Source organism: Streptomyces sp. NPDC004111, from assembly GCF_042874215.1.
GTDB lineage: Bacteria > Actinomycetota > Actinomycetes > Streptomycetales > Streptomycetaceae > Streptomyces.
Window position 1 is genome coordinate 271,092 of sequence record NZ_JBIAMU010000014.1, and the last position, 21,405, is coordinate 292,496.

18 protein-coding genes are annotated in these 21,405 nt (G+C 71.2%); 14 read left to right on the plus strand and 4 right to left on the minus strand.

The features are described from left to right. Positions 1-156 precede the first annotated feature (156 nt). From ACFYVL_RS27080 to ACFYVL_RS27100, 5 genes are all read left to right on the plus strand, one after another. Positions 157-1,104: an ABC transporter ATP-binding protein gene (locus tag ACFYVL_RS27080; RefSeq protein WP_389249174.1), complete on the plus strand. Its 948-nt coding sequence runs from the start codon at positions 157-159 to the stop codon at positions 1,102-1,104. A 4-nt stretch (positions 1,105-1,108) separates the two neighbouring features. After that, the gene (locus ACFYVL_RS27085; protein WP_389249176.1) at positions 1,109-1,903 is read left to right on the plus strand and encodes an ABC transporter permease; all 795 of its coding nucleotides are present in this window, start codon (positions 1,109-1,111) and stop codon (positions 1,901-1,903) included. A 44-nt stretch (positions 1,904-1,947) separates the two neighbouring features. After that, positions 1,948-3,183, plus strand: coding sequence for a sensor histidine kinase (locus ACFYVL_RS27090; RefSeq protein ID WP_389249178.1), 1,236 nt, complete (start codon positions 1,948-1,950; stop codon positions 3,181-3,183). Further along, the gene (locus ACFYVL_RS27095; protein ID WP_389249180.1) at positions 3,176-3,838 is read left to right on the plus strand and encodes a response regulator; all 663 of its coding nucleotides are present in this window, start codon (positions 3,176-3,178) and stop codon (positions 3,836-3,838) included. Before ACFYVL_RS27090 ends, ACFYVL_RS27095 begins: the two co-directional genes overlap by 8 nt. 141 nt (positions 3,839-3,979) lie before the next feature. Next, positions 3,980-5,179, plus strand: coding sequence for a hypothetical protein (locus ACFYVL_RS27100; RefSeq protein ID WP_389249182.1), 1,200 nt, complete (start codon positions 3,980-3,982; stop codon positions 5,177-5,179). Here the strand turns inward: ACFYVL_RS27100 and glgX are convergent. Next, a complete protein-coding gene (gene glgX / locus ACFYVL_RS27105) occupies positions 5,152-7,482 on the minus strand; it encodes a glycogen debranching protein GlgX (RefSeq protein ID WP_389249183.1) in 2,331 nt (776 codons plus the stop codon). The two genes, ACFYVL_RS27100 and glgX, sit on opposite strands and share 28 nt — an antisense overlap. 75 nt (positions 7,483-7,557) lie before the next feature. On the opposite strand from glgX, the gene ACFYVL_RS27110 reads away from it, so the two are divergent. From ACFYVL_RS27110 to ACFYVL_RS27135, 6 genes are all read left to right on the plus strand, one after another. Further along, entirely contained in the window at positions 7,558-8,811 is a 1,254-nt protein-coding gene (locus ACFYVL_RS27110; RefSeq protein WP_389249185.1) for an Ig-like domain-containing protein, read from the plus strand. Positions 8,812-8,969: 158 nt separating this feature from the next. Continuing rightward, the gene (locus ACFYVL_RS27115) at positions 8,970-10,241 is read left to right on the plus strand and encodes an Ig-like domain-containing protein (protein WP_389249187.1); all 1,272 of its coding nucleotides are present in this window, start codon (positions 8,970-8,972) and stop codon (positions 10,239-10,241) included. A 164-nt stretch (positions 10,242-10,405) separates the two neighbouring features. Beyond that, positions 10,406-11,173 carry an enoyl-CoA hydratase/isomerase family protein gene (locus tag ACFYVL_RS27120; RefSeq protein WP_389249189.1) on the plus strand — a complete coding sequence of 256 codons (768 nt, stop codon included), beginning with the start codon at positions 10,406-10,408 and terminating at the stop codon, positions 11,171-11,173. A gap of 273 nt (positions 11,174-11,446) precedes the next feature. Beyond that, positions 11,447-11,956, plus strand: coding sequence for an ATP-binding protein (locus tag ACFYVL_RS27125; RefSeq protein ID WP_389249191.1), 510 nt, complete (start codon positions 11,447-11,449; stop codon positions 11,954-11,956). A gap of 510 nt (positions 11,957-12,466) precedes the next feature. After that, positions 12,467-13,270 (plus strand): polysaccharide deacetylase family protein, encoded by an 804-nt coding sequence (locus tag ACFYVL_RS27130; protein WP_389249240.1) that lies wholly within the window; start codon positions 12,467-12,469, stop codon positions 13,268-13,270. After that, the gene (locus ACFYVL_RS27135; protein WP_389249193.1) at positions 13,267-14,535 is read left to right on the plus strand and encodes a YncE family protein; all 1,269 of its coding nucleotides are present in this window, start codon (positions 13,267-13,269) and stop codon (positions 14,533-14,535) included. The genes ACFYVL_RS27130 and ACFYVL_RS27135 overlap by 4 nt, the downstream gene beginning before the upstream one ends. Before the next feature lie 327 nt (positions 14,536-14,862). Here the strand turns inward: ACFYVL_RS27135 and ACFYVL_RS27140 are convergent, their stop codons facing one another. Further along, positions 14,863-15,558: a GNAT family N-acetyltransferase gene (locus tag ACFYVL_RS27140; RefSeq protein WP_389249195.1), complete on the minus strand. Its 696-nt coding sequence runs from the start codon at positions 15,556-15,558 to the stop codon at positions 14,863-14,865. 290 nt (positions 15,559-15,848) lie between these two features. Here ACFYVL_RS27140 and ACFYVL_RS27145 point away from each other — a divergent pair, with 290 nt between their 5' ends. Next, positions 15,849-17,396: a hypothetical protein gene (locus ACFYVL_RS27145; RefSeq protein WP_389249197.1), complete on the plus strand. Its 1,548-nt coding sequence runs from the start codon at positions 15,849-15,851 to the stop codon at positions 17,394-17,396. A gap of 104 nt (positions 17,397-17,500) precedes the next feature. After that, entirely contained in the window at positions 17,501-17,713 is a 213-nt protein-coding gene (locus ACFYVL_RS27150; protein WP_389249242.1) for an EF-hand domain-containing protein, read from the plus strand. A 75-nt stretch (positions 17,714-17,788) separates the two neighbouring features. On the opposite strand, the gene ACFYVL_RS27155 is transcribed toward ACFYVL_RS27150, so the two are convergent. Then, the gene (locus ACFYVL_RS27155; protein WP_389249199.1) at positions 17,789-18,340 is read right to left on the minus strand and encodes a PadR family transcriptional regulator; all 552 of its coding nucleotides are present in this window, start codon (positions 18,338-18,340) and stop codon (positions 17,789-17,791) included. Positions 18,341-18,794: 454 nt separating this feature from the next. Beyond that, the gene (locus ACFYVL_RS27160; RefSeq protein ID WP_389249201.1) at positions 18,795-20,825 is read right to left on the minus strand and encodes an FAD-dependent oxidoreductase; all 2,031 of its coding nucleotides are present in this window, start codon (positions 20,823-20,825) and stop codon (positions 18,795-18,797) included. A 310-nt stretch (positions 20,826-21,135) separates the two neighbouring features. On the opposite strand from ACFYVL_RS27160, the gene ACFYVL_RS27165 reads away from it, so the two are divergent. Continuing rightward, positions 21,136-21,369 carry a hypothetical protein gene (locus ACFYVL_RS27165; RefSeq protein WP_389249203.1) on the plus strand — a complete coding sequence of 78 codons (234 nt, stop codon included), beginning with the start codon at positions 21,136-21,138 and terminating at the stop codon, positions 21,367-21,369. The last annotated feature ends 36 nt before the right edge of the window (positions 21,370-21,405 follow it).

Here is a 21,405-nt window from a genome sequence, read left to right on the forward strand (position 1 = left end):
GTACCCCCGAAGCGACCCCGACGCCGCCCTCGGCCCGCTCGGGGTGTCGTACGGGACGGGTCGGCCGATCGGCGTCCGCATCAACCGATCGGCCGATGCCCCGGTCGAGCGCGATGGCCGATACCGGCGCGGCGGCCGTCGGGCGAAGCTCCTGCCATGCCCCTCATCGAAGTCAGCGAACTGCGCAAGTCCTACGCCGGCCGCCCGGTCGTCGACGGTGTCTCCTTCACCGTCGAGGAGGGCGAGATCTTCGGCATCCTGGGCCCCAACGGCGCCGGGAAGACCACCACCGTGGAGTGCGTCAGCGGTCTGCGGACCCCCGACGGCGGCACCGTCCGGGTCGCCGGTCTCGACCCCGTGGCCGACCACGACCGGGTCACCCGGCTGCTGGGGGCCCAGCTCCAGGAGAGCGAACTCCAGCCCAAGATCCTGGTCCGCGAGGCCCTTGAGCTGTACGCCGCCTTCTACCCGAACCCGGCCGACTGGCGCCCGCTCGCCGAACGTCTGGGCCTGGCAGCCAAGTTGACCACCCGGTTCGGCAAGCTGTCCGGCGGCCAGAAACAGCGGCTGTCCATCGCGCTCGCCCTGATCGGCAACCCGAAGGTGGTCGTCCTCGACGAACTGACCACCGGGCTCGACCCGCGCGCCCGCCGCGACACCTGGCAGCTCATCGAGGACGTCCGCGCCCAGGGCGTCACCGTCCTGCTGGTCACCCACTTCATGGAGGAGGCCCAGCGCCTCTGCGACCGCATCGCCGTCATCGACAAGGGCCGGGTGGCCGCGCTGGACACCCCCGCCGGGCTGATCGGCCGCTCGGCGAGCTCCACCGTCATCACCTTCACGCCGTCGGCCCCGCTCGGCCCCGAGGACCTCGCCGCCCTCCCGGAGGCCGCCTCGGTCGACCGCAAGGGCGAGCAGCTGACCATCACCGGCACCGACGCCACGGTCAACGCGGTGATCACCCTGCTCGCCCGGCGCCGGATCACCGCACGCCAACTGCGGGTCACCGACGCCACCCTGGACGACGCCTTCCTCGACCTCACCGAGGACCGCGGCACCGCCCCGGCAGCCCCCACCGCCCACCTCACAGACAAGGCCGCCTGAACCCATGAGCACCGCATCCGCCCCCGCACGTCCCACCGCCGGCGCCCGCGGCCAGGGCGACAAGGTCCTCGCCGCCGTCTTCAGGGCGGAGGGCCGCCTCTTCCTCCGCGAACCGGGCTCCCTCTTCTGGATCCTCGGATTCCCGACCCTGCTGCTGGTCATCCTCGGCCTGATCCCGTCCTTCCGGGAGGCCAACCCGGACCTCGGGGGCCGCCGCGTCATCGACCTGTACGTCCCCGTCGCCGTACTCCTCGGCATGATCATGGCGTCCATCCAGGCCATGCCGCCGGTCCTCACCAGCTACCGAGAACGCGGCATCCTGCGCCGGCTGTCCACCACCCCGGTGCGCCCGCTGTCCATCCTGGGCGCGCAGATCGCCCTGCACGGCGCCGCGATGATCGTCTCCGCGCTGCTCGCCATCACGGTCGGCCGGCTCGCCTTCGGGGTGGCGCTGCCGTTCGGGCGGCCCGGCTACCTGCTGGCGATGCTGCTGATGACCGCCTGCGCGCTGGCCCTCGGCTCGACCCTCTCCGCCATCGCCGCGACCACCAAGGCGGCGACCGCCATCGGCTCGGTGGTGTTCATCCTGATGATGTTCACCTCCGGGGTGTGGCTGCCGGTGCAGACGATGCCCGACCTGCTCCAGACCGTCGTGGGCCTGACCCCGTTCGGTGCCGCGTCCCAAGCCCTCGACCGGTCGATGCTCGGAAGCTGGCCGAACTGGTCGCACCTGGGGATCATGGCCCTGTGGGCAGCGGGACTGACCGGTGCTGCGGCACGCTGGTTCCGCTGGGAATGACCGGCACGGTGCCGGGAGCACACGGACCGACCGGGGGGCGGCACATGAACGACCACGACGAGTGGTGGCTGAGGTTCTGCCGCTGGGGCCCCTACGCCCTGCTCGCCCTCGCCACCGTGATCGCGGCCTTCACCGTGGACGAGCTGGAGATGAGCCCCGGCGAGGTCTACGCGGTGCCCCCGCTGCTGGTCACCGCCCTCGCCCTGCACCTGTGGGCCGGGTGGGCCGGGGTGTGGAGCGGGACCGTGGACCCCGACACCGGCGTCGTCACCCACAACTTCGCCTGCGTCGCGTACTACGTGGTGCGTACGTTCCTCGCCTTCGCCCTGACCTGCCTCAACCCCTTCTACTCGATCTACGCGGTGATCGGCTACTTCGACGCCGGGCACCTGCTGCCCGGCCGCTGGTGTCGGGTCGGGCTGCTGGTCACCGCGGTGACGATGGCGCTGTCGCAGTCCGGCGGGGCGTGGGGCCTGTTCGTCGCACTGTTCTTCCTGCACGCGGCACTGACCATGGTCTTCGAACACCTCGGCCGCAAGGCGGAGGCCGACCGGCTGGCGAAGGCCGCCACCATCCTCGCGCTGGAGGACGCCAACGCCCGCTTGGAGAAGGCCCTCTCGGAGAACGCCGGGCTGCACGAGCAGCTTCTCGTCCAGGCACGGGAAGCGGGCGTCACCGCCGAACGCACCCGCCTCGCCGCCGAGATCCACGACACCATCGCCCAGGCGCTCACCGGCATCGTCACCCAGCTCCAGGCCGCCACCGACAGCCCCGACCCGGCCGCCACCGCCGCCCACATCGACCGGGCGACCTCCCTGGCCCGTACCGGACTGAGCGAGGCACGCCGCTCCGTGCGCGACCTGAGCCCCGCCGCACTGGAGCACGACGACCTGCCCGAAGCGCTGGCGAAGACCGTCACCGAGTGGGCCAGATCCACCGCCACCCGGGCCGAGTTCACCGTCACCGGAGCCGTCGCCCCGCTGCACGACGAGATCCAGGCGACCCTGCTGCGGATCGCCCAGGAAGCCCTCACCAACACCGCCAAGCACGCCAGGGCCAGCCGCGTCGGCGTCACCCTCTCCTACATGGGCGACGAGATCACCCTCGACGTGCGCGACGACGGCCGCGGCTTCGACCCCGGGGCGGAGTCCGGCCTCGGCTTCGGCCTCACCGGGATGCGCGCCCGCGCCGAACGGCTGGCGGGCACCGTCGACACCGAGTCCGAACCGGGGTTCGGCACCGCCATATCCGCCCGCGTACCGTTGGTGAACCATGCCTGAGAACCCGCCCGTCACGTCCCCCATCACCCTCCTGCTCGTCGACGACCACCCGGTGGTGCGCGACGGGCTGCGCGGCATGTTCGCCGCCGCCGAGGGCTTCGAGGTGCTCGGCGAGGCCGCCGACGGGCCCGCCGGAGTCGAACTGACCGCGCGGCTCGACCCGGACGTCGTCCTGATGGACCTGCGGATGCCCGGCGGCGGGGGAGTGGCCGCCATCACCGAGCTGACCCGCCGCGGCCTGCGCGCCAAGGTGCTCGTCCTCACCACGTACGACACCGACTCCGACACCCTCCCCGCGATCGAGGCGGGCGCCACCGGCTACCTCCTCAAGGACGCCCCGCGCGACGAACTCTTCACCGCGGTACGGGCCGCCGCGGCCGGCCGCACCGTGCTCTCCCCGGCGGTCGCCACCCGCCTGGTCACCCAGGTGCGCGGCCCGCGCCCCGCCCCGGCGGCCGAGTCGGCCCTCTCCGCCCGCGAGCACGAGGTCCTCACCCTGGTCGCGAAGGGCACCTCCAACCGGGAGATCGCCCGCACCCTGTTCATCAGCGAGGCCACCGTCAAGACCCACCTCACCCACCTCTACGCCAAACTCGCCGTCAACGACCGCGCCGCGGCCGTCGCCACCGGCTACCAACGAGGCATCCTCACCTGACCGTTGGGTCCACGGCCCCACCCGCCCCACCGCCCACGATCGTGACCCGCCCGTGCTGGCCGCCCCACCCGTCCCGCCCGCACCATGCGCGAGGACAAGTGAGCGAAAAGGGTGGGGACAGTGGGGAAGAAGTGGAGAGCGATGGCAGTGGCGGCACTGCTGGTCGCGCTGGCGGCGTGCGAGGCGGGGGCGGACGCGCCGGCCAGGAAGACCGCCTCGCCGAAGCCCACCGGCCCGCACGCACTCTTCAAGAGGCCCCTGCGGGACCAGGTGCACGCCGCAGGCCGGGCGACGAAGGAGGTCGGCAACGCCCACTTCCGCTCCACGCTCCGCTACGGCTCCGCCCGGGGCGACATCGTCCTGACGGAAGAGGGCGACCAGGACTACCTCACCGATTCGGCGGTCGCCCGGACCACCTTCCGGATGCCCGCCGCGCACCCGCGCGGACTGCTGGACGACATCGGCGAGGAGTCCCGTACGAGCGAGAAGAACTTCGCCGTGGTCGACAGCGACGTCTACTACCGCACCGCCTCCGGCCGCTGGCTGCGCTACTCGCGCGGCATGAGCCAGGAGTTCAGCGAGAACGCGTCGCACATGCTGAACAGGAACGCCGATGCGGCGCCCTACTCCGTGCCGTTGACCGGCATCATCGCCGCGATGGCCCCCCGCAGAGCGCCGCAGGTGCGGCCGGACGGCATCCGCCGGTACACCGCGCCCCTGACTCCCGCGGACATCCAGGCACTTCTCCCCGAGCAGTTGGACAAGCTGCTCCCGGACCGGGCGCGCGACGGGCTGACGGCCCCCCTGACCGTCGACATCGACGCACAGGGCCGGCTGAGGAAGGCCACCGCCCAGCTCGACGGCGTGCTCGCGGTGCTGAAGAAGCACCGCTCCAGCTACCGGGGACTCACCACGCTCCGCGCCGAGTACACCCTCTCCGGCTTCGGCCGCTCCTCGCCCAAGGGGCTGCCCGGCGGCTCGGGCGTCGACGACGCGGAGAAGGTGCTCGTGGCGCTGAAGTCGGCGCGGCCCGGTGCCTGCGGCACCACCGACACCGGCCTGTCGGGCATCTCCCTGATGCGCCCGGTGGACTGCGCGAAGCCGCACGACGTGCGGGTCTTCGCCCATGTCTCCTTCGACGAGAACGTCCCGGGAGCCACCTACGACAAGGCCATGGACATGGCGCTGGAGGCCTGTGACGGGAAGTACGGCTCGATGCCCCGTGCCTGGCGGTCCTCGAACGGCGACTTCTGGGCCCATGAGGACGCGTACGACCTGTGGATCGGATCCGGGGAGTCGCAGCTCGTGGCCGACTACACCTGCTTCACCCGCACCTCCTGACCCGCCGAACACACCCGCAGCAACAACACCGCCCGCCCCGGCACCACCACCTTCTCCCCGCCCGCGTACACCGTCCCCGGTGCCTCCCCCTGCTCCTCCCGCGAGGTGTCCACGACGCAGGTGTACGCGGCGGCCCACGGTTCCCCGGGCAGGGTGAACGGGGCCGGGGTCTCGTCCGCGTGCAGGATCGCCAGGAAGCTCTCGTCCACCACCTGCTCGCCGCGCGCGTCCCGGCCCGGGATGTCCAGGCCCGACAGGTACATCCCCAGCGTCGCCGCCGGCGCGTACCAGTCCTCCGGCGTCATCTCCTCCCCGCGCGCCGTGAACCACGCCAGGTCCCGCAGCCCGTCCGCCTGCTGGGGGCTGCCGGAGAAGAACGCCCGGCGGCGCAGCACCGGGTGCGCGTGCCGCAGCGCCAGCAGCCGGGACGTCAGGTCGAACAGGGCGCGCCAGCCGGGGTCCGCGAGCAGCGACCAGTCCACCCAGCTGATCTCGTTGTCCTGGCAGTAGGCGTTGTTGTTGCCGCCCTGGGTGCGCCCCATCTCGTCGCCCGCCACCAGCATCGGCACCCCGGTCGACAGCAGCAGCGTCGTCACCAGGTTCCGCAGCTGCCGCCGCCGCAGCGCGGCCACCGCCGGGTCGTCGCTCACGCCCTCGGCACCGCAGTTCCAGGACCGGTTGTCGTTCGTCCCGTCGCGGTTGCCCTCGCCGTTGGCCGCGTTGTGCTTGCGCTCGTAGCTCACCAGGTCGCGCAGGGTGAAACCGTCGTGCGCGGTGACGAAGTTGACCGAGGCGTACGGCCGCCGGCCGCCCCAGGCGTACAGGTCGCTGGAGCCGGACAGGCGGTAGCCGAGGTCCCGCACGTCCGGCAGCGCACCCCGCCAGAAGTCCCGCACCGCGTCCCGGTACCGGTCGTTCCACTCCGTCCACAGCGGGGGGAACGCCCCCACCTGGTAGCCGCCGCTGCCCACGTCCCACGGCTCCGCGATCAGCTTGCAGCGCCGCAGCACCGGGTCCTGGCCGATCACCGCCAGGAACGGCGACAGCATGTCCACGTCGTGCATGGACCGGGCCAGCGCCGCCGCCAGGTCGAAGCGGAAGCCGTCCACCCCCATCTCGTTCACCCAGTACCGCAGCGAGTCCGTGATCAGCCGCAGCACGTGCGGCTGCACGACGTGCAGGGTGTTGCCGCACCCCGTGTAGTCCGCGTACCGCCGCCGGTCGTCCTGGAGCCGGTAGTAGCCGCCGTTGTCGATCCCGCGCAGCGACAGCGTCGGGCCCAGCTCGCCCGCCTCGGCCGTGTGGTTGTAGACCACGTCCAGCACGACCTCGATGCCCGCCGCGTGCAGCGCCCGCACCATCCGTTTGAACTCGCCGACCTGCTGGCCCGCCGTGCCGGTCGCGGCGTACCCCGCGTGCGGGGCGAAGTAGCCGATGGAGTTGTAGCCCCAGTAGTTCCGCAGGCCCCGGCGCAGCAGATGGTCCTCGTGGGCGAACTGGTGCACCGGCAGCAGCTCGACCGCCGTCACCCCCAGGGCGCGCAGGTGCGCGATCGCCGCCGGGTGCGCCAGCCCCGCGTACGTACCGCGCAGCTCCTCGGGGATGTCCGGGTGGCGCATCGTGAAGCCCCGTACGTGCAGCTCGTAGATCACCGAGTCCGCCCACGGCGTCTTCGGCCGCCGGTCGTCGGCCCAGTCGTCGTCGTCATGGACCACGACCCCCTTGGGGACGTACGGCGCCGAGTCGCGCTCGTCGCGCACGGTGTCGGCCACCTGCTGCTGCGGCCAGTCCCGTACGTGTCCGTACACCTGCGGCGGCAGCCGGAAGTCGCCGTCCACCGCCCGCGCGTACGGATCGAGCAGCAGCTTGGCCGGATTCCACCGCGCACCCGTCCACGGGTCCCAGCGGCCGTGCACCCGGAACCCGTACCGCTGTCCGGGGTGGACACCCGGCACGAAGCCGTGCCACACCTCGTGCGTCAGTTCGGCCAGCGGGCACCGCACCTCCGCGCCGTCCTCGTCGAACAGACACAGCTCGACCGCCTCCGCGCCGGCCGCCCACAGCGCGAAGTTGGTGCCCGCCACGCCGTCGGGGCCCACCCGGAAACGGGCCCCCAGCGGGTTGGGAGCCCCCGGCCACACGGGCGGACGGGGGCTCTCACCAGGCCGTTTCCACCGGCCGTTGCCGGCTGCGGCTTTGGTCGGCAGTTCGGCCCGAACTCCGGCTCCGGCACCGGAGGGCGGGGCGTGCGGCGCCCCGCCCTCCCGTGCCACCTGCGGCTTGTGCTCGGGTGCGCTCGACACCTTCTCGCCTCCCGCGGCTCGTCGGGACCGGCGAGTCGAGCGGCACAGCGGCGTCCCTGCCGCCAGGCTCTCCACATGAGGTCCTCCCTGCTGTTCTGCCCAGAGTGGCGCTCGCACTCACGTTTCCCTCGTCGAGCGGCCCAACTGCTCCTGCGCGCCGGGTCGGTCACCGCCCTGGCCCTCGCCCTCACCGGCTGCGGCGTCGGCTCCTGGTTCGACAGCGAACCGCCGACCCCCGAGGAGACGATCACCATCACCCCGGCCGACCGCGCCAAGGACGTCGGCGCCGCCACCCGCCTCGAAGTGAGCGCCCCGGACGCCAGGCTGGAGCGGGTGAAGGTGCTGCGGGTGGAGGACGCCGAGCAGCAGGAGGTACGGGGAAGGATCAGCGCCGACGGCACCTCCTGGCAGCCGGACGCCTCCCGCCCCGACGGGAAACTGGTGCTGGCCGCCAAGTACCGCGTCCAGGCCGTCGCCGTCGACGAGGACGGCCGCCGCTACGCCCGCACCACCACCTTCACCACCCACGTCCCCGACGAGCGCTTCATCGGCTACTTCAAGCCCGAGAACCGCTCCACCGTCGGCACCGGCATGATCGTCTCGTTCTCCTTCAACCGGCCCATCGAGAACCGGGCCGCCGTCGAGCGCGCCATCCGCATCACCTCGCAGCCCGCCGTCCCCGTCGTCGGCCACTGGTTCGGCAAGGAACGCCTCGATTTCCGGCCGCGCACCTACTGGCAACCGGGCACCCGCGTCTCCACCGACATCCGGCTGCGCGACGTGCAGGGCGCCCCGGGCGCGTACGGCATCCAGAACAAGACGGTCACCTTCACCGTCGGCCGCCACCAGACCTCCGTGGTCGACGCCGAGTCGCACACCATGACCGTCACCCGCGACGGCGAGGTCCTCTCCGAGGTGCCGATCAGCGCCGGGTCGCCAAAGAACCCCACGTACAACGGGAAGATGGTGGTCAGCGAGATGCACGACGTGACCCGGATGAACGGCCGCACGGTCGGATTCGGCGGCGAGTACGACATCTCGGACGTACCGCATGCCGTTCGGCTCACCGCCTCCGGCACCTTCCTGCACGGCAACTACTGGTCCAGCGGGGTCTTCGGGTCCACCAACGCCAGTCACGGCTGCATCGGGCTGCGCGACGTCAAGGGCGGCAGCGGGGACACTCCGGCCGGCTGGTTCTTCGACCGCACCCTTGTCGGGGATGTCGTGGAAGTAGTGAATTCGACTGACCGAAAGGTCGCTCCTGACAACGGCCTCGGCGGCTGGAACATGGGATGGGAACAGTGGACCGCGGGCTCCGCCCTGCGCTGAGCCCCGGTCACTCCCGCACCTGCTCCCACTTGGGACGGAACGGTGACATACGAGGGGAGTTCCAGCCGCGTCCGATGTGATTGTCTAGCGCAGTGCGCGGTAGTTGCGTACGGGGGTGCGGGCCTGGTCAGGGCCGTGCGCGAGGGGAGAATTCCACATTGAACAGGCAGCCGATATCCGTCCGTTCGGGACTTTCGGAACCCGCCGCCAACCGGCCCCGGACGCGGCGGCGCGGCGGCCGGACACTGCTCGCGGTCGTCCTGGGCGCGCTGCTCCTTCTGGTCACCGCCTGCGGCGGGGGCGGCGGGGACAAGGCGGGTCCGGCCGACAAGGAGAAGCCGGGCGCAGAGCAGGCCGACACCAAGGCCTCCCAGGCAGTCGTCACGGTGGCACCGAAGAACGGTGCCAAGGACGTCGCCACCAGCGGCAGCCTGAAGATCACCGCGGACAAGGGCAAGCTGTCCGAGGTCAAGGTCACCGACACCAAGGGCAACGAGGTGGAGGGCAGGATCGCCGCCGACGGCGCCGCCTGGGAACCCGCCCACCACCTCGCCGCCAGCACGACGTACAAGGTGCACGCCCTCGCGAAGGACTCCGAGGGCCGTGCGTCCGCCCAGGACACCACCTTCACCACGCTCGTCCCGAAGAACACCTTCATCGGTGAGTTCCGCCCCGAGGACGGCAGCACCGTCGGCGTCGGCATGCCGGTGTCCTTCAACTTCACCCGCGGCATCACCAACCCGGCCGCCGTCGAGAGCGCCATCAAGGTGACCGCCGAGCCGGCGGTGCCGATCGAGGGCCACTGGTTCGGCAACGACCGCCTCGACTTCCGCCCGGAGAAGTACTGGAAGGCCGGCACCAAGGTCACCGTCAAGATGAACCTGGACGGCGTCGAGGGCCGCCCCGGCGTCTACGGCAAGCAGACCAGGACCGTGAAGTTCACCATCGGCCGCAGCCAGGTCTCCACCGTCGACGCCAAGAGCAAGACCATGAAGGTCGTCCGCGACGGCAAGACGATCCGGACCATCCCGATCACCGCGGGCGCCCCCTCCACGACGACGTACAACGGCCAGATGGTCATCACCGAGAAGCTGGAGGTGACCCGGATGAACGGCGCCACCGTCGGCTTCGGCGGCGAGTACGACATCAAGGACGTGCCGCACGCGATGCGCCTGTCCAACTCCGGCACCTTCATCCACGGCAACTACTGGGCCTCCTCCGGCACCTTCGGCTCCGCCAACGTCAGCCACGGCTGCGTCGGCCTGCGCGACCAGCGCGGCGCGGGCGACCCCGGCACCCCGGCTGCCTGGTTCTTCAACGGCTCCCTGGTCGGCGACGTGGTCGTGGTCAAGAACTCCCACGACAAGCAGATCGCCCCGGACAACGGACTGAACGGCTGGAACATGCCGTGGTCGGAGTGGACCAAGTAACTCCCGCCGCGTTACGAACCCCTCGCAGGCACTTCTGCGCCACACCCGGACGGGCCCGGCACACCGCGACACGGTGCGCCGGGCCCGTCCGTCCTTTCCTCCGGGGCCACCGGGTTCGCACCCGGCACGGGCCAAGGACGTGAGCGCCCGTTAACCTCGCTCCCATGACCGCAACCCTCGAAGTCACCAACGGCGTCGGCACGATCCGCCTCGACCGCCCCCCGATGAACGCCCTCGACGTGGCCCTCCAGGACAAGCTGCGCGCGCTCGCCGAGGAGGCGACCCGCCGCGAGGACGTCCGCGCCGTCATCCTCTACGGCGGCGAGAAGGTGTTCGCGGCCGGCGCGGACATCAAGGAAATGCAGCACATGGACCACGCGGCGATGGTCCTGCGCTCCCGCGACCTCCAGGAGTCGTTCACCGCCATCGCCCGCATCCCCAAGCCGGTCGTCGCCGCGATCACCGGTTACGCGCTGGGCGGCGGCTGCGAGCTGGCGCTCTGCGCCGACTTCCGCATCGCCGCCGACAACGCCAGACTCGGCCAGCCCGAGATCCTGCTCGGCCTGATCCCCGGCGCGGGCGGCACCCAGCGCCTCTCCCGCCTCATCGGCCCCTCCAAGGCCAAGGACCTCATCTTCACCGGCCGCATGGTCAAGGCCGACGAGGCCCTCTCCCTCGGCCTCGTCGACCGCCTCGCACCCGCAGCCGAGGTGTACGAGCAGGCCCAGGCGTGGGCGACGAAGCTCGCCCAGGGCCCGGCGCTCGCGCTGCGCGCGGCCAAGGAGACGATCGACTCGGGGCTGGAGGCCGACCTGGAGACCGGCCTCGCCCTCGAACGCACCTGGTTCGCCGGACTCTTCGCCACCGAGGACCGCGAGCGCGGCATGCGCAGCTTCGTGGAGGAGGGTCCGGGCAAGGCCAAATTCCTCTGACGCATCAGCAGTTGATGGTGGGTCAACGCACCGCCCGGGGTGACGCCCCCGGGCGGGCGGGCCGCCCCCGCCTTAAGACAGGATTAAGAAACCCCGCCGCCGCACTCCCGGTGATCACTCGCGCGCGCGGGGTAACCGCAGGTGGGGCGGGGCGCGGTGGAACGTTTTTGTTCCTGGCATATGCCGGGAGCCCTCCGGCCAGGGGGTCGCTTTGGGTGACTGATTCACCCGGAACGGCCCCGGAGGGCTCCGGCTGCCGCCATGATGGGGGACATGGCGGGGCTGGAGGATGTGGAGGAACCGCGGCAGCAGGGGCAGACGACGGCTGCGCGGTGGGCGCCGGCCGTCGACGACGAGCGGGCCCTGCTGGTGCTGGAGCTGTTCGGGAATCCGACGGAGGGCGAGGTGCGGCTGCCGTCGCGCCCGGAATCGGCCGGGCACGCGCGCCGGCTGACCCAGTGCATCGTGCAACGGCAGTGGGGCCTCTCGGCGCAGCTCACGGAGTACGCCGTACTGCTGGTCTCCGAGCTGGTCGGCAACGCGGTGCGGCACACCGGAGCGCGGGTCTTCGGCCTGCGCATGCTGCGCCGCCGGGGCTGGATCCGCATCGAGGTCCGCGACCCGTCCCGCGGACTGCCGTGCCTGATGCCCGTGCACGAATTGGACGTGAGCGGCCGGGGCCTGTTCCTGGTGGACAAGCTGTCCGACCGGTGGGGCGTGGACCTGCTGCCGCGGGGCAAGACGACGTGGTTCGAGATGCGGGTCGTGGACCGCGAGCGCTGACTCCGGGCTGTGGGGCCCGGTCCACCGAACAGCGGTGGGCTGTCGGCCCGCGGGGCATCCGCCCGAAACGCCAGAAGCCCCCAGGCGCCGGGGTGGGGCGCGCTGCGGGGGCTTCCGAGGGGGCCGCGGGGCGGAAGGGGTGTGCTCCACGGCCTGGTTCGACGAACTGGCCCGGGTCAATGGGGTTCGTGTCTCCGACTATGGCAGACAGGTGGCTTCAAGCCAAAAGCTCCTACTCGGGCATAACGCCGCAAACCATCACGCTTTAAAGATGAATCCTTGGTGAGCTGAGCCACTCACCTGGTTTTCTTTGCATAAGTATGAAGTTCTCCGAGTGATTCCTTGATCTACTCGCGATCGACCTTGGTGTCACTCCGCCTCTCCCGCCCCGTTCCTCAAAACGCCCCCAAACACCTCAATCGTCAAATTCTTCTCTTTTCACATTTATGGTGCTCACTCGGGGCGACCCCGTCCCGGCCCGACCCCACCCCACCGGGAGAGGTGAGCCCGATCGCTCCACCACCACACCGCCGTACGGTGCTGCGAGCCGGAGCCGGAGCGTTGCTGGCCCTCCCGGCGGCCACGGCATGCACGTCGCCCCCCGCCGGCACCCACCGCGCACCGCCGGCCGCGACCCCCTCGGCCGGTACGTCCCCGGGCGGCGGGACCTCCGGCGGTGCGGCGGCCCGCGGCCCACGCCGTTTCCCCGGCCACCCCGCGCAGATCGAGCACGGACCCCGGGACCGCGCCCGGGTGGCCCTCACCTTCCACGGCCAGGGCGATCCCGCCACCGCCCGCGCCGTCCTCACCGAAGCGGAACGCGCCGGGGCCCGGGTCACCGTCCTCGCGGTCGGCAGCTGGCTCGACGAACACCCGGCCATGGCCCGCCGCATCCTCGACGGCGGCCACGACCTCGGCAACCACACGCAGCGCCACCTCACGGTCTCCGAGATGCCGGAGGGGGAGGCGTACCAGGAGATCACGGCCTGCGCGCAGCGCCTGCGCAGGCTCACCGGCTCGATCGGGACCTGGTTCCGCCCGTCCCGCACCCAGTACGCGACCCCGCTGGTCCAGCGCCTGGCCCGCAGGGCCGGGTACCCGCACGTCCTCTCGTACGACGTGGACTCGCTCGACTTCACCTCGCCCGGCGCGACGGCCGTCACCCGCAAGGTCGCCGGGGAGATCCGCAACGGATCCGTGGTGAGCCTGCACTTCGGCTACGCGGACACGGTCGCCGCGCTGCCCGCCCTCCTCGACGACCTCCACCGCCGCAAGCTGCGCGCGGTGACCACCACGGAGCTGCTGACACCATGACCCCGCTGCCCCCTCCGCCCCCACACACCCCACCGACTCCCGCACCCACCGCCACAACGCCCCCCGGGCCCGGCCCCGCGCGCGGCGCCCGCACCCGCGTGCGGGCGCTCTGCGCCGCCGGGCTGCTGCTCTCCGCCCTCGCGGGCTGCGCGGACTCCTCCGGCAAGGGCGCGGTGGAGGCGCTCGGGAGCAAGGCCGCCGCACCGCCCGCCCAGGTCAAGAAGGCGGCCCCGGCCGGTCTGCCGGGGATGCCGCCGGTCCTCGACCCGCAGGACATCTACGCCGCCAACCGGCCCGGCAACATCGCGCCGGTGGCCCGCGGCTACCCCGCCCGGGTCTACGTCCCCAACACCAACTCCAACACCGTCTCGGTCATCGACCCGGCCACGTACAAGGTCATCGAGACGATCCCGGTCGGCATCCAGCCGCAGCACGTGGTCCCCTCCTGGGACCTCAAGACGCTCTGGGTCAACAACAACCGGGGCCACACCCTCACCCCGATCAACCCCGAGAACGGCACGGCGGGCAAGCCGGTCGAGGTGCACGACCCGTACAACCTCTACTTCACGCCGAACGGCAAGTACGCGGTCGTGATGGCCTCCATGGACCGCGAACTGGTCTTCCGCGACCCGCACACCATGAACCGGGTGAAGACCGTGCCGGTGACCTGCGCGGGCGTCAACCACGCGGACTTCTCCGCGGACGGCCGCTACTTCGTGGTCTCGTGCGAGTTCTCCGGCGAACTGCTCAAGGTCGACACGGAGCAGATGAAGGTCGTCGGCCAGCAGAAACTCCCCTTCGAGGGGGCGATGCCGCAGGACGTCAAGATCTCGCCGGACGGCAGGACGTTCTACGTGGCCGACATGATGGCGCACGGCATGTGGGTCCTGGACGGCGAGAAGTTCACCACCCCCAAACTCCTTCCCACGGGCAAGGGCTGCCACGGCCTGTACATCTCCCGCGACTCCAAGGAGATGTACGTACCGAACCGGGGCGAGGGCTCGATCTCCGTGTTCGACTTCGCGAAGAACAAGCTGACGAAGAAGTGGCACCTGCCGGACGGCGGCAGCCCGGACATGGGCGGAGTGTCGGCGGACGGCAAGGTGCTGTGGCTGGCCGGCCGCTACGACTCCGAGGTCTACGCCATCGACACGAGGTCCGGCCGCCAACTGGCCCGCATCCCGGTCGGCGACGGCCCCCACGGCCTGGCGGTCTACCCCCAACCGGGCCGCTACTCCCTGGGCCACACGGGCATCTTCCGCTGACCTGACGAGAGGCACGAGTACCTCCGCGAGCAACCGAGGACGCCGCGGCAGGTCATGGCCGGCCAGCGGTTCAGGGAAGGGCCGGGGGAGGGGAGGGCCACCCGCAGGCGCAACCCACACCGGCGGGAGCCCACCCCCGGGGCACCCGGGGCAACCCGCCCCGGGTGCCGTGACCCCCGGCGCGCCTGGGTGGAGGCGGGACCTGCACGAAGGGCCCCCGGGGGGCACCAGCGAGGGACCCCGGCACACGGGAGGCTGTCGCTCCCCACCCGGGCGGGACCCACAACGGACCCCGCCCCACCCGCACAAGCTCCCTCACCCCACCCCTCAAACCTGCACCATCAGGACCTCCGACCCCACCGCCCGAAACCCCGCCGCCTGGAAAGTGCGCACACTCCGCGCGTTGCCGGGCGACTGCTGAGCCCACACCACCCCGGCCGCACCGCGTCCGCCTCCTTCAACCGGGCCACCCTCGCACCCCGATACCAAGTGCCTTGCTGCGACGGCCAGTTGGCGCCCGAGTCCGCGCCCCCGTACCCCCTCGTCGACCTCGACGGACGTCTCCCACCGGCCGGCCACACCCCGCCCCAGCACGACCAGACCGCCGAGCGGCGTCCGCCACCCCCGTACCTCGTCGCGGAACTTCCGGGCCCGGACGACGCGCGGATGCGCGGGATCGTCGAGCTCCTCAAGCCGGAGCGCGGGATCGGGGTCGCCCGGCAGGGCGTCCGCCACGGTCAGCAGATCGATGGTGTCGTTCATCCGCCGCCCTGCACGCCCGGCCAGCGCGACGAGGAACGCGGGGTTCATGGACGCGGCCAGCGGATCGCAGGGCGTCGCGGCCAGCGTCGTACGCACCCACTCCGGTTCCACGTCCGTGAAGATCACCGAGTGGGCGGTGAAGGACAGCACCCCGGCGACCAGGGCCCCCGGCTGCGGAACGACCGTCACGCCCCCGTCCGCCGGCGGAAACACCCCACGCGCCGCCGCGTCCAGAAACCCCCCGAGCGCCCCAACCCCCACAACGCCCCCACCCGCACCGACCACGCCACTCACTCCCACCGCTCCACTCAACTCATCTCACCCACACCGCTCACGCCGGCCACCCCACTCACGCCGCTCGTGCCACCCACTCCAGTCGCTCCACCCACGTCAGCCATCCCACTCCCGCCACTCCCACCGTTCATGCCACTCACCCCACCCACACCAGCCACTCCACTCACGTCAGCCACCCCTCTCCTCCATGGGGAGATCCAAGCACCGCCTCTGTTTGTCCATGGCGTCACCCCGCGCCCCACCCCTACCGTCCGGCCATGTCACCCATGCCGAACTCCGCCTCCCGCACCGGGGCCCTGGCTCTCGCCGCGACCTCCCTCGTCGCCGCGTCCCTCCTCGCCGCCCCCACCGCCCAGGCCGCGGCCCCCGCCGCGCGCCCGGCCGTCCCCACCACGCACTACCTCGACTGCGGCGCCGGCAACGACAACGCCAACGGCACCTCCACCCGCACCCCCTGGCGCACCCTCGCGAAGGCATCCACCGAGTACCGCCCCGGTGACCGCCTCCTCCTCAAGCGCGGCACCAGCTGTACCGGAACCCTCGCCCCCACCGGCCGGGGCACCGCCACCGCGCCCATCCGGCTCGACGCGTACGGATCCGGCGCCAAGCCCCACATCGAGGGCGCGGGCGCCCGCGCGGCGGTGCTCCTGCGCAACTCCCAGGGCTGGGAGATCCGCAACCTCGACCTCTCGAACACCGGCCCCGCCACCACCACGGACCGCCGGGCAGGCCTCCTCGTACTCCTCACCGACTACGGCGTCGGCCGCCACTACGTCGTCGACGACGTCGACGTCCACGACGTCAACGGCTCCGACCACAAGGACCCCGACCCCAGCGGCGGCATCCTCTTCGTCGTCCAGGGCGACCGGACGCCCACCCGCTTCGACGGCATCCGCATCGAGGACTCCACCGTCCGCCACGTCGACCGCACCGGCATCGGCACCATGTCCACCTGGGGCCGCCGCGCCGCCTACCCGGACGGCCCCGGCACGTCGTTCGAACCGATCACCGGTGTCCGCATCCAGCGCAACGACGTCCGCGACACCGGCGGCGACGCGATCGTCACGCACAACGCCGACGGCGCCCGCGTCGAGCACAACTACGTGAACGGCTTCAACATGCGCTCCGCGGGCTACAACGCGGGCGTCTGGTCCTGGAACTCAGACAACGTCCTGACCCAGTACAACGAGGTCACCGGCGGCCACGGCACCCGCGACTCAGAGGCCTTCGACATCGACGGCGGCAACACCAACAACGTCTTCCAGTACAACTACAGCCACGACAACGAGGGCGGCTTCCTCCTCGTCTGCAACGGCGCGGGCATGACCAGCAAGGGCAACAAGGTCCGCCACAACATCAGCATCAACGACCGCAACACCGAAGCCCCGTACGGTGTCGTCGCCGTCGTCTGCGGCCCCACCACCGACACCCAGGTCTACAACAACACCATCGTCACCAACCACCCCGGCACCCGCATGGTCAGCAACAACGGCCAGGCCGGCACCACCTTCCGCAACAACATCTTCGTGGGCGCCCCGGACGCCACGGGTTCCCCGACGGTGGACACCCTCTCCACCTACACCGGCAACCTCTACCTCAACACCGGCCAGCCCCGGGACACCGCGGCCGTGAACGCCGACCCCCGTTTCCGCGGCGCGACGCCCCGCACCCCCGGTGACGTATGGCTGCAGTCCGGCTCCCCGGCGTTCGGTGCGGGCACCCCCACCGCCGACGGCGTCAGCCGCGACTACTTCGGGAACCGCGTCCCCAACCCGCCCCACATGGGTGCCTACCAGGGCCGCTAATCTGTCGGTCACACGAGCCGGGCCACCGGGCCCGGCACGCTGTGACTGACTTGCCCGACTTGACTGATTTGACTGCACCAAAAGGGGTGGACCACGTGGCGAACATCGACATCGAGTCGGCGCGCACGGCATTCGCGAAGTTCGACAAGAACGGCGACGGCACGATCACGGCGGCCGAGTACAAGAGCCTGATGGCCGAGCTCGGCGACTTCACGGTCACCGAGACCGTGGCACAGGCCGTCATCAACGCCCACGACGGCAACAAGGACGGCCGCCTCGACTTCGACGAGTTCTGGGCCTCCCGCAACAAGGCCTGACCACGAGGGAAAGGAGGTCCCGCGGAACACCCCCGGGACCTCCACCCGGGCGGCACGGAATCCTGGACCGCGGCCCTACGCGTCCAACTCCCGCAACTCGACGGCGGCCTCCTCCAGCCACCCCACCCAGAACCGTTCCATCTCGATCCCGGCGCGCAGCACCAGGTGCTGCAACCGCTCCTCCCGGCCACCCCGGCGCTCCGCCCCCAGGTGCCCGAAGTCCCGCTGCTCGATCTCCCGGTACGTGGCCAACTGCCCCCGGTGCAGCGAGAGATGACGCTCCACCTCGCCGAGCAGCTCCCCGGTGCCGACCATGGCCGCCGCACGCAGCCGCAGGGCGAAGGCGTCCCGCAACGGCTTGGGGTCCTCGGCCCGCCCCACCCACGAGGCCAGCTCCGCACGCCCGCCGGCCAGCACCTCGTACTCCCGCTTCTGCCCCCGGGCGGGCACGTCCTGCGGGAGGGCCCGAATGAACCCGGCCTGCTCCAGCTTGCCCAGCTCGCGGTAGATCTGCTGGTGAGTGGCGGACCAGAAGTACCCGATCGACATGTCGAACCGCCGAGTCAACTCCAACCCCGAGGAAGGCTTTTCCAGCAGGGCGGTGAGGATGGCATGCGGCAAAGACATACCCGCATCCTAGGCACCCCCTCCCCTCCGGGGGCGCGGGGCTGCGCAACCGTGCGGCTACCACCGCGCGGGCACGAGCACCTTCCCTCCTCCGGTGCAGGAACGCGCCCCTTCAGGGGCGCGGGGAACTGCGCGAGCAACCCCACTCCTCTCGCGCGTGCGCACTCTCCCTCGGCGGGCTCGCCACCCGGGGTCCGGGGCGGAGCCCCGGTTTCGGGAAGGGGCGGGGTGGGGTGAGGCTCCGCGCAGCGGGCCACTCCGGTACGGAGCGGAACCAGGACCGGGGCCGGGCGGGACCGGGACACAGGGGTGCGGCTCCGCCGGGGCCGCCCCCTTGCCCGCCCGTTCCGCCCCCGGGGGGCGGCCCCGCCGCCCAAGGGGGCGGGCGGGCGAGAGGTGCGGCCCCGCCGCCCAGAGGGACGGCGCCGAGGCCGCGAAAGCGCGGCCCCCGCCCCTACAACCCCGCCCCCACCTCCGTCCCACCCCGAATCGCCCCCTTCGCATCCAACTCCGCCGCCACCTCCGCCCCACCGATCAAACGCACCGACACACCCCCCGCCACCAACACCTCGTACAGCTCCCGCCGCGACTCCTGCCCCGTGCACAGCACCACCGTGTCCACCTCCAGGACCTGCCGCTCGCCCCCGACGACCACATGCAGCCCCGCGTCGTCGATCCGCTCGTACGTCACGCCCGGCACCATGCGCACGCCCCGCTTGGCCAGCTCCGCGCGGTGGATCCAGCCCGTGGTCTTGCCGAGGCCCGCCCCCACCTTGGTCTCCTTGCGTTGCAGCAGGTGGACGGTCCGCGTCGACCTCGTCCGTTCCGGCGCCCGCAGCCCGCCCCTGCTCCCGTACTCCATGTCCACACCCCACTGCCGGAAGAACACCTCCGGCGTGAGGCTCGCCTCCTCGCCCTCGTCCGTCAGGAACTCGGCAACGTCGAAGCCGATCCCGCCGGCCCCGAGGATCGCCACCCGCTCGCCGACCCGCACCTCACCGCGCAGCACCTCCAGGTAGCGGACGACGCTGGGGTGGTCGATGCCCTCGATCTCCGGGATGCGCGGGGTGACCCCGGTCGCCAGCACGACCTCCTCGTAACCACCGGCCTCGATCAGCCCGGCCGTCACCTCGACCCCGAGCCGCACCTCGACCCCGTACTCCTCCAGCCGGTTGCGGAAGTACCGCAGCGTCTCGTTGAACTCCTCCTTGCCCGGCACCTGCCGGGCCACGTTCAGCTGACCGCCCACCTCGTCGGCCGCGTCGAACAGGGTCACCGCGTGCCCGCGCTCGGCCGCCGTCACCGCGCACGCGAGCCCCGCCGGTCCGGCCCCGACCACCGCGACCCGCTTGCGCAGCCGCGTCGGCGACAGCACCAGCTCCGTCTCGTGACAGGCCCGCGGGTTCACCAGGCAGGAGGTGATCTTGCCGCTGAAGGTGTGGTCCAGGCAGGCCTGGTTGCAGCCGATGCACGTATTGATCGACTCCGGCCGTCCGTCCCGCGCCTTCGCCACGAACTCCGGGTCGGCCAGGAACGGCCGCGCCAGCGACACCAGATCTGCGAAGCCTCCGGCCAGCAGCTCCTCCGCCAGCTCGGGGGTGTTGATGCGGTTGGTCGTCACCAGCGGTACGCCGACCTCACCCATCACCCGCTTGGTCACCCACGCGTACGCCCCGCGCGGCACGGACGTGGCGATCGTCGGGATCCGCGCCTCGTGCCACCCGATCCCGGTGTTGATGATGGTCGCCCCGGCCGCCTCCACGGCCTTCGCCAGCTGGACGACCTCCTCCAGCGACGATCCGCCCGGCACCAGGTCCAGCATCGACAACCGGTAGATCAGGATGAAGTCGGGCCCGACCCGTTCCCGCACCCGCCGCACGATCTCCCGCGGGAACCGCGTCCGCGCCTCGTACGACCCGCCCCACCGGTCGGTCCTCTTGTTGGTGTGCTCCGCGATGAACTCGTTGATCAGGTATCCCTCGGACCCCATGATCTCGACCCCGTCGTACCCGGCCTCCTGCGCCAGCCCGGCTGCCCGCACGAAGTCCTCGACGGTCTGCTCGACCTCCGCGTCGGTCAGTTCATTGGGTACGTACGGACTGATCGGCGCCTGCAACGCGCTGGGCGCGACCAGCTCCGGGTGGTAGGCGTACCGGCCGAAGTGCAGGATCTGCATCGCGATCCGCCCGCCCGCCTCGTGCACGGCGTCGGTGACGACCCGGTGCCGCGCGGCCTCCTCGGCGGTCGTGAGCATCGCCCCGCCGGGATACGGCCGCCCGGCCTCGTTGGGCGAGATGCCCCCGGTCACGATCAGCCCGACGCCACCCCGGGCGCGCTCCGCATAGAAGGCCGCCATCCGCTCGAACCCACGCTCGGCCTCCTCCAGCCCGATGTGCATGGATCCCATGACCACACGGTTGGGAAGCGTGACAAACCCCAGGTCAAGCGGACTGAACAGCTGCGGGTACTGACTCGACGGCCTCATCCAACGCCTCCACACGCGATAACCAAGTTATGCAACTAGTTGCACAATAGCGCGCACCGCCGTCGGTGGGGGAGGGCCGGGTCGCCCCGCCTCGAACTGCGGGTTTGACGCGGAGCGGCTGCTTCCGTAAGGTTCTGCGGGTTGTCCTATGTGAGTACCGGTTCCGACCGGCCCGGGACGGCCATTCCGCAGAAACCAAGATCAATGAGTCGACATCCGTCGCGCTCATTAGTCATGCCTTTTTGCGAAATGAGGAATCCGCGTTCGAGAGAACGGACCCCGATTGGCATCGGGGCCCAGGAATCCGCTAATGTCTCACCTCGTCGGAACGGCCCAACAGCCGGGAAGACAAACCCCGCTGACTGGGAATCAGGCCCGAAAGGTTCTGGTAGAGTCGGAACCGCCGGAAAGGGAAAACGCGAAAGCGAAGGACCTGGAAAGCACCGAGGAAATCAGCACTGGAAACGGTCTGATAGAGTCGGAAGCGCAACAACACAAAAGAAACACCGAACGAAAACGTCCGGAGGAAAGCCCGCAGGGGTGAGTACGAAGGAAGCGTCCGTTCCTTGAGAACTCAACA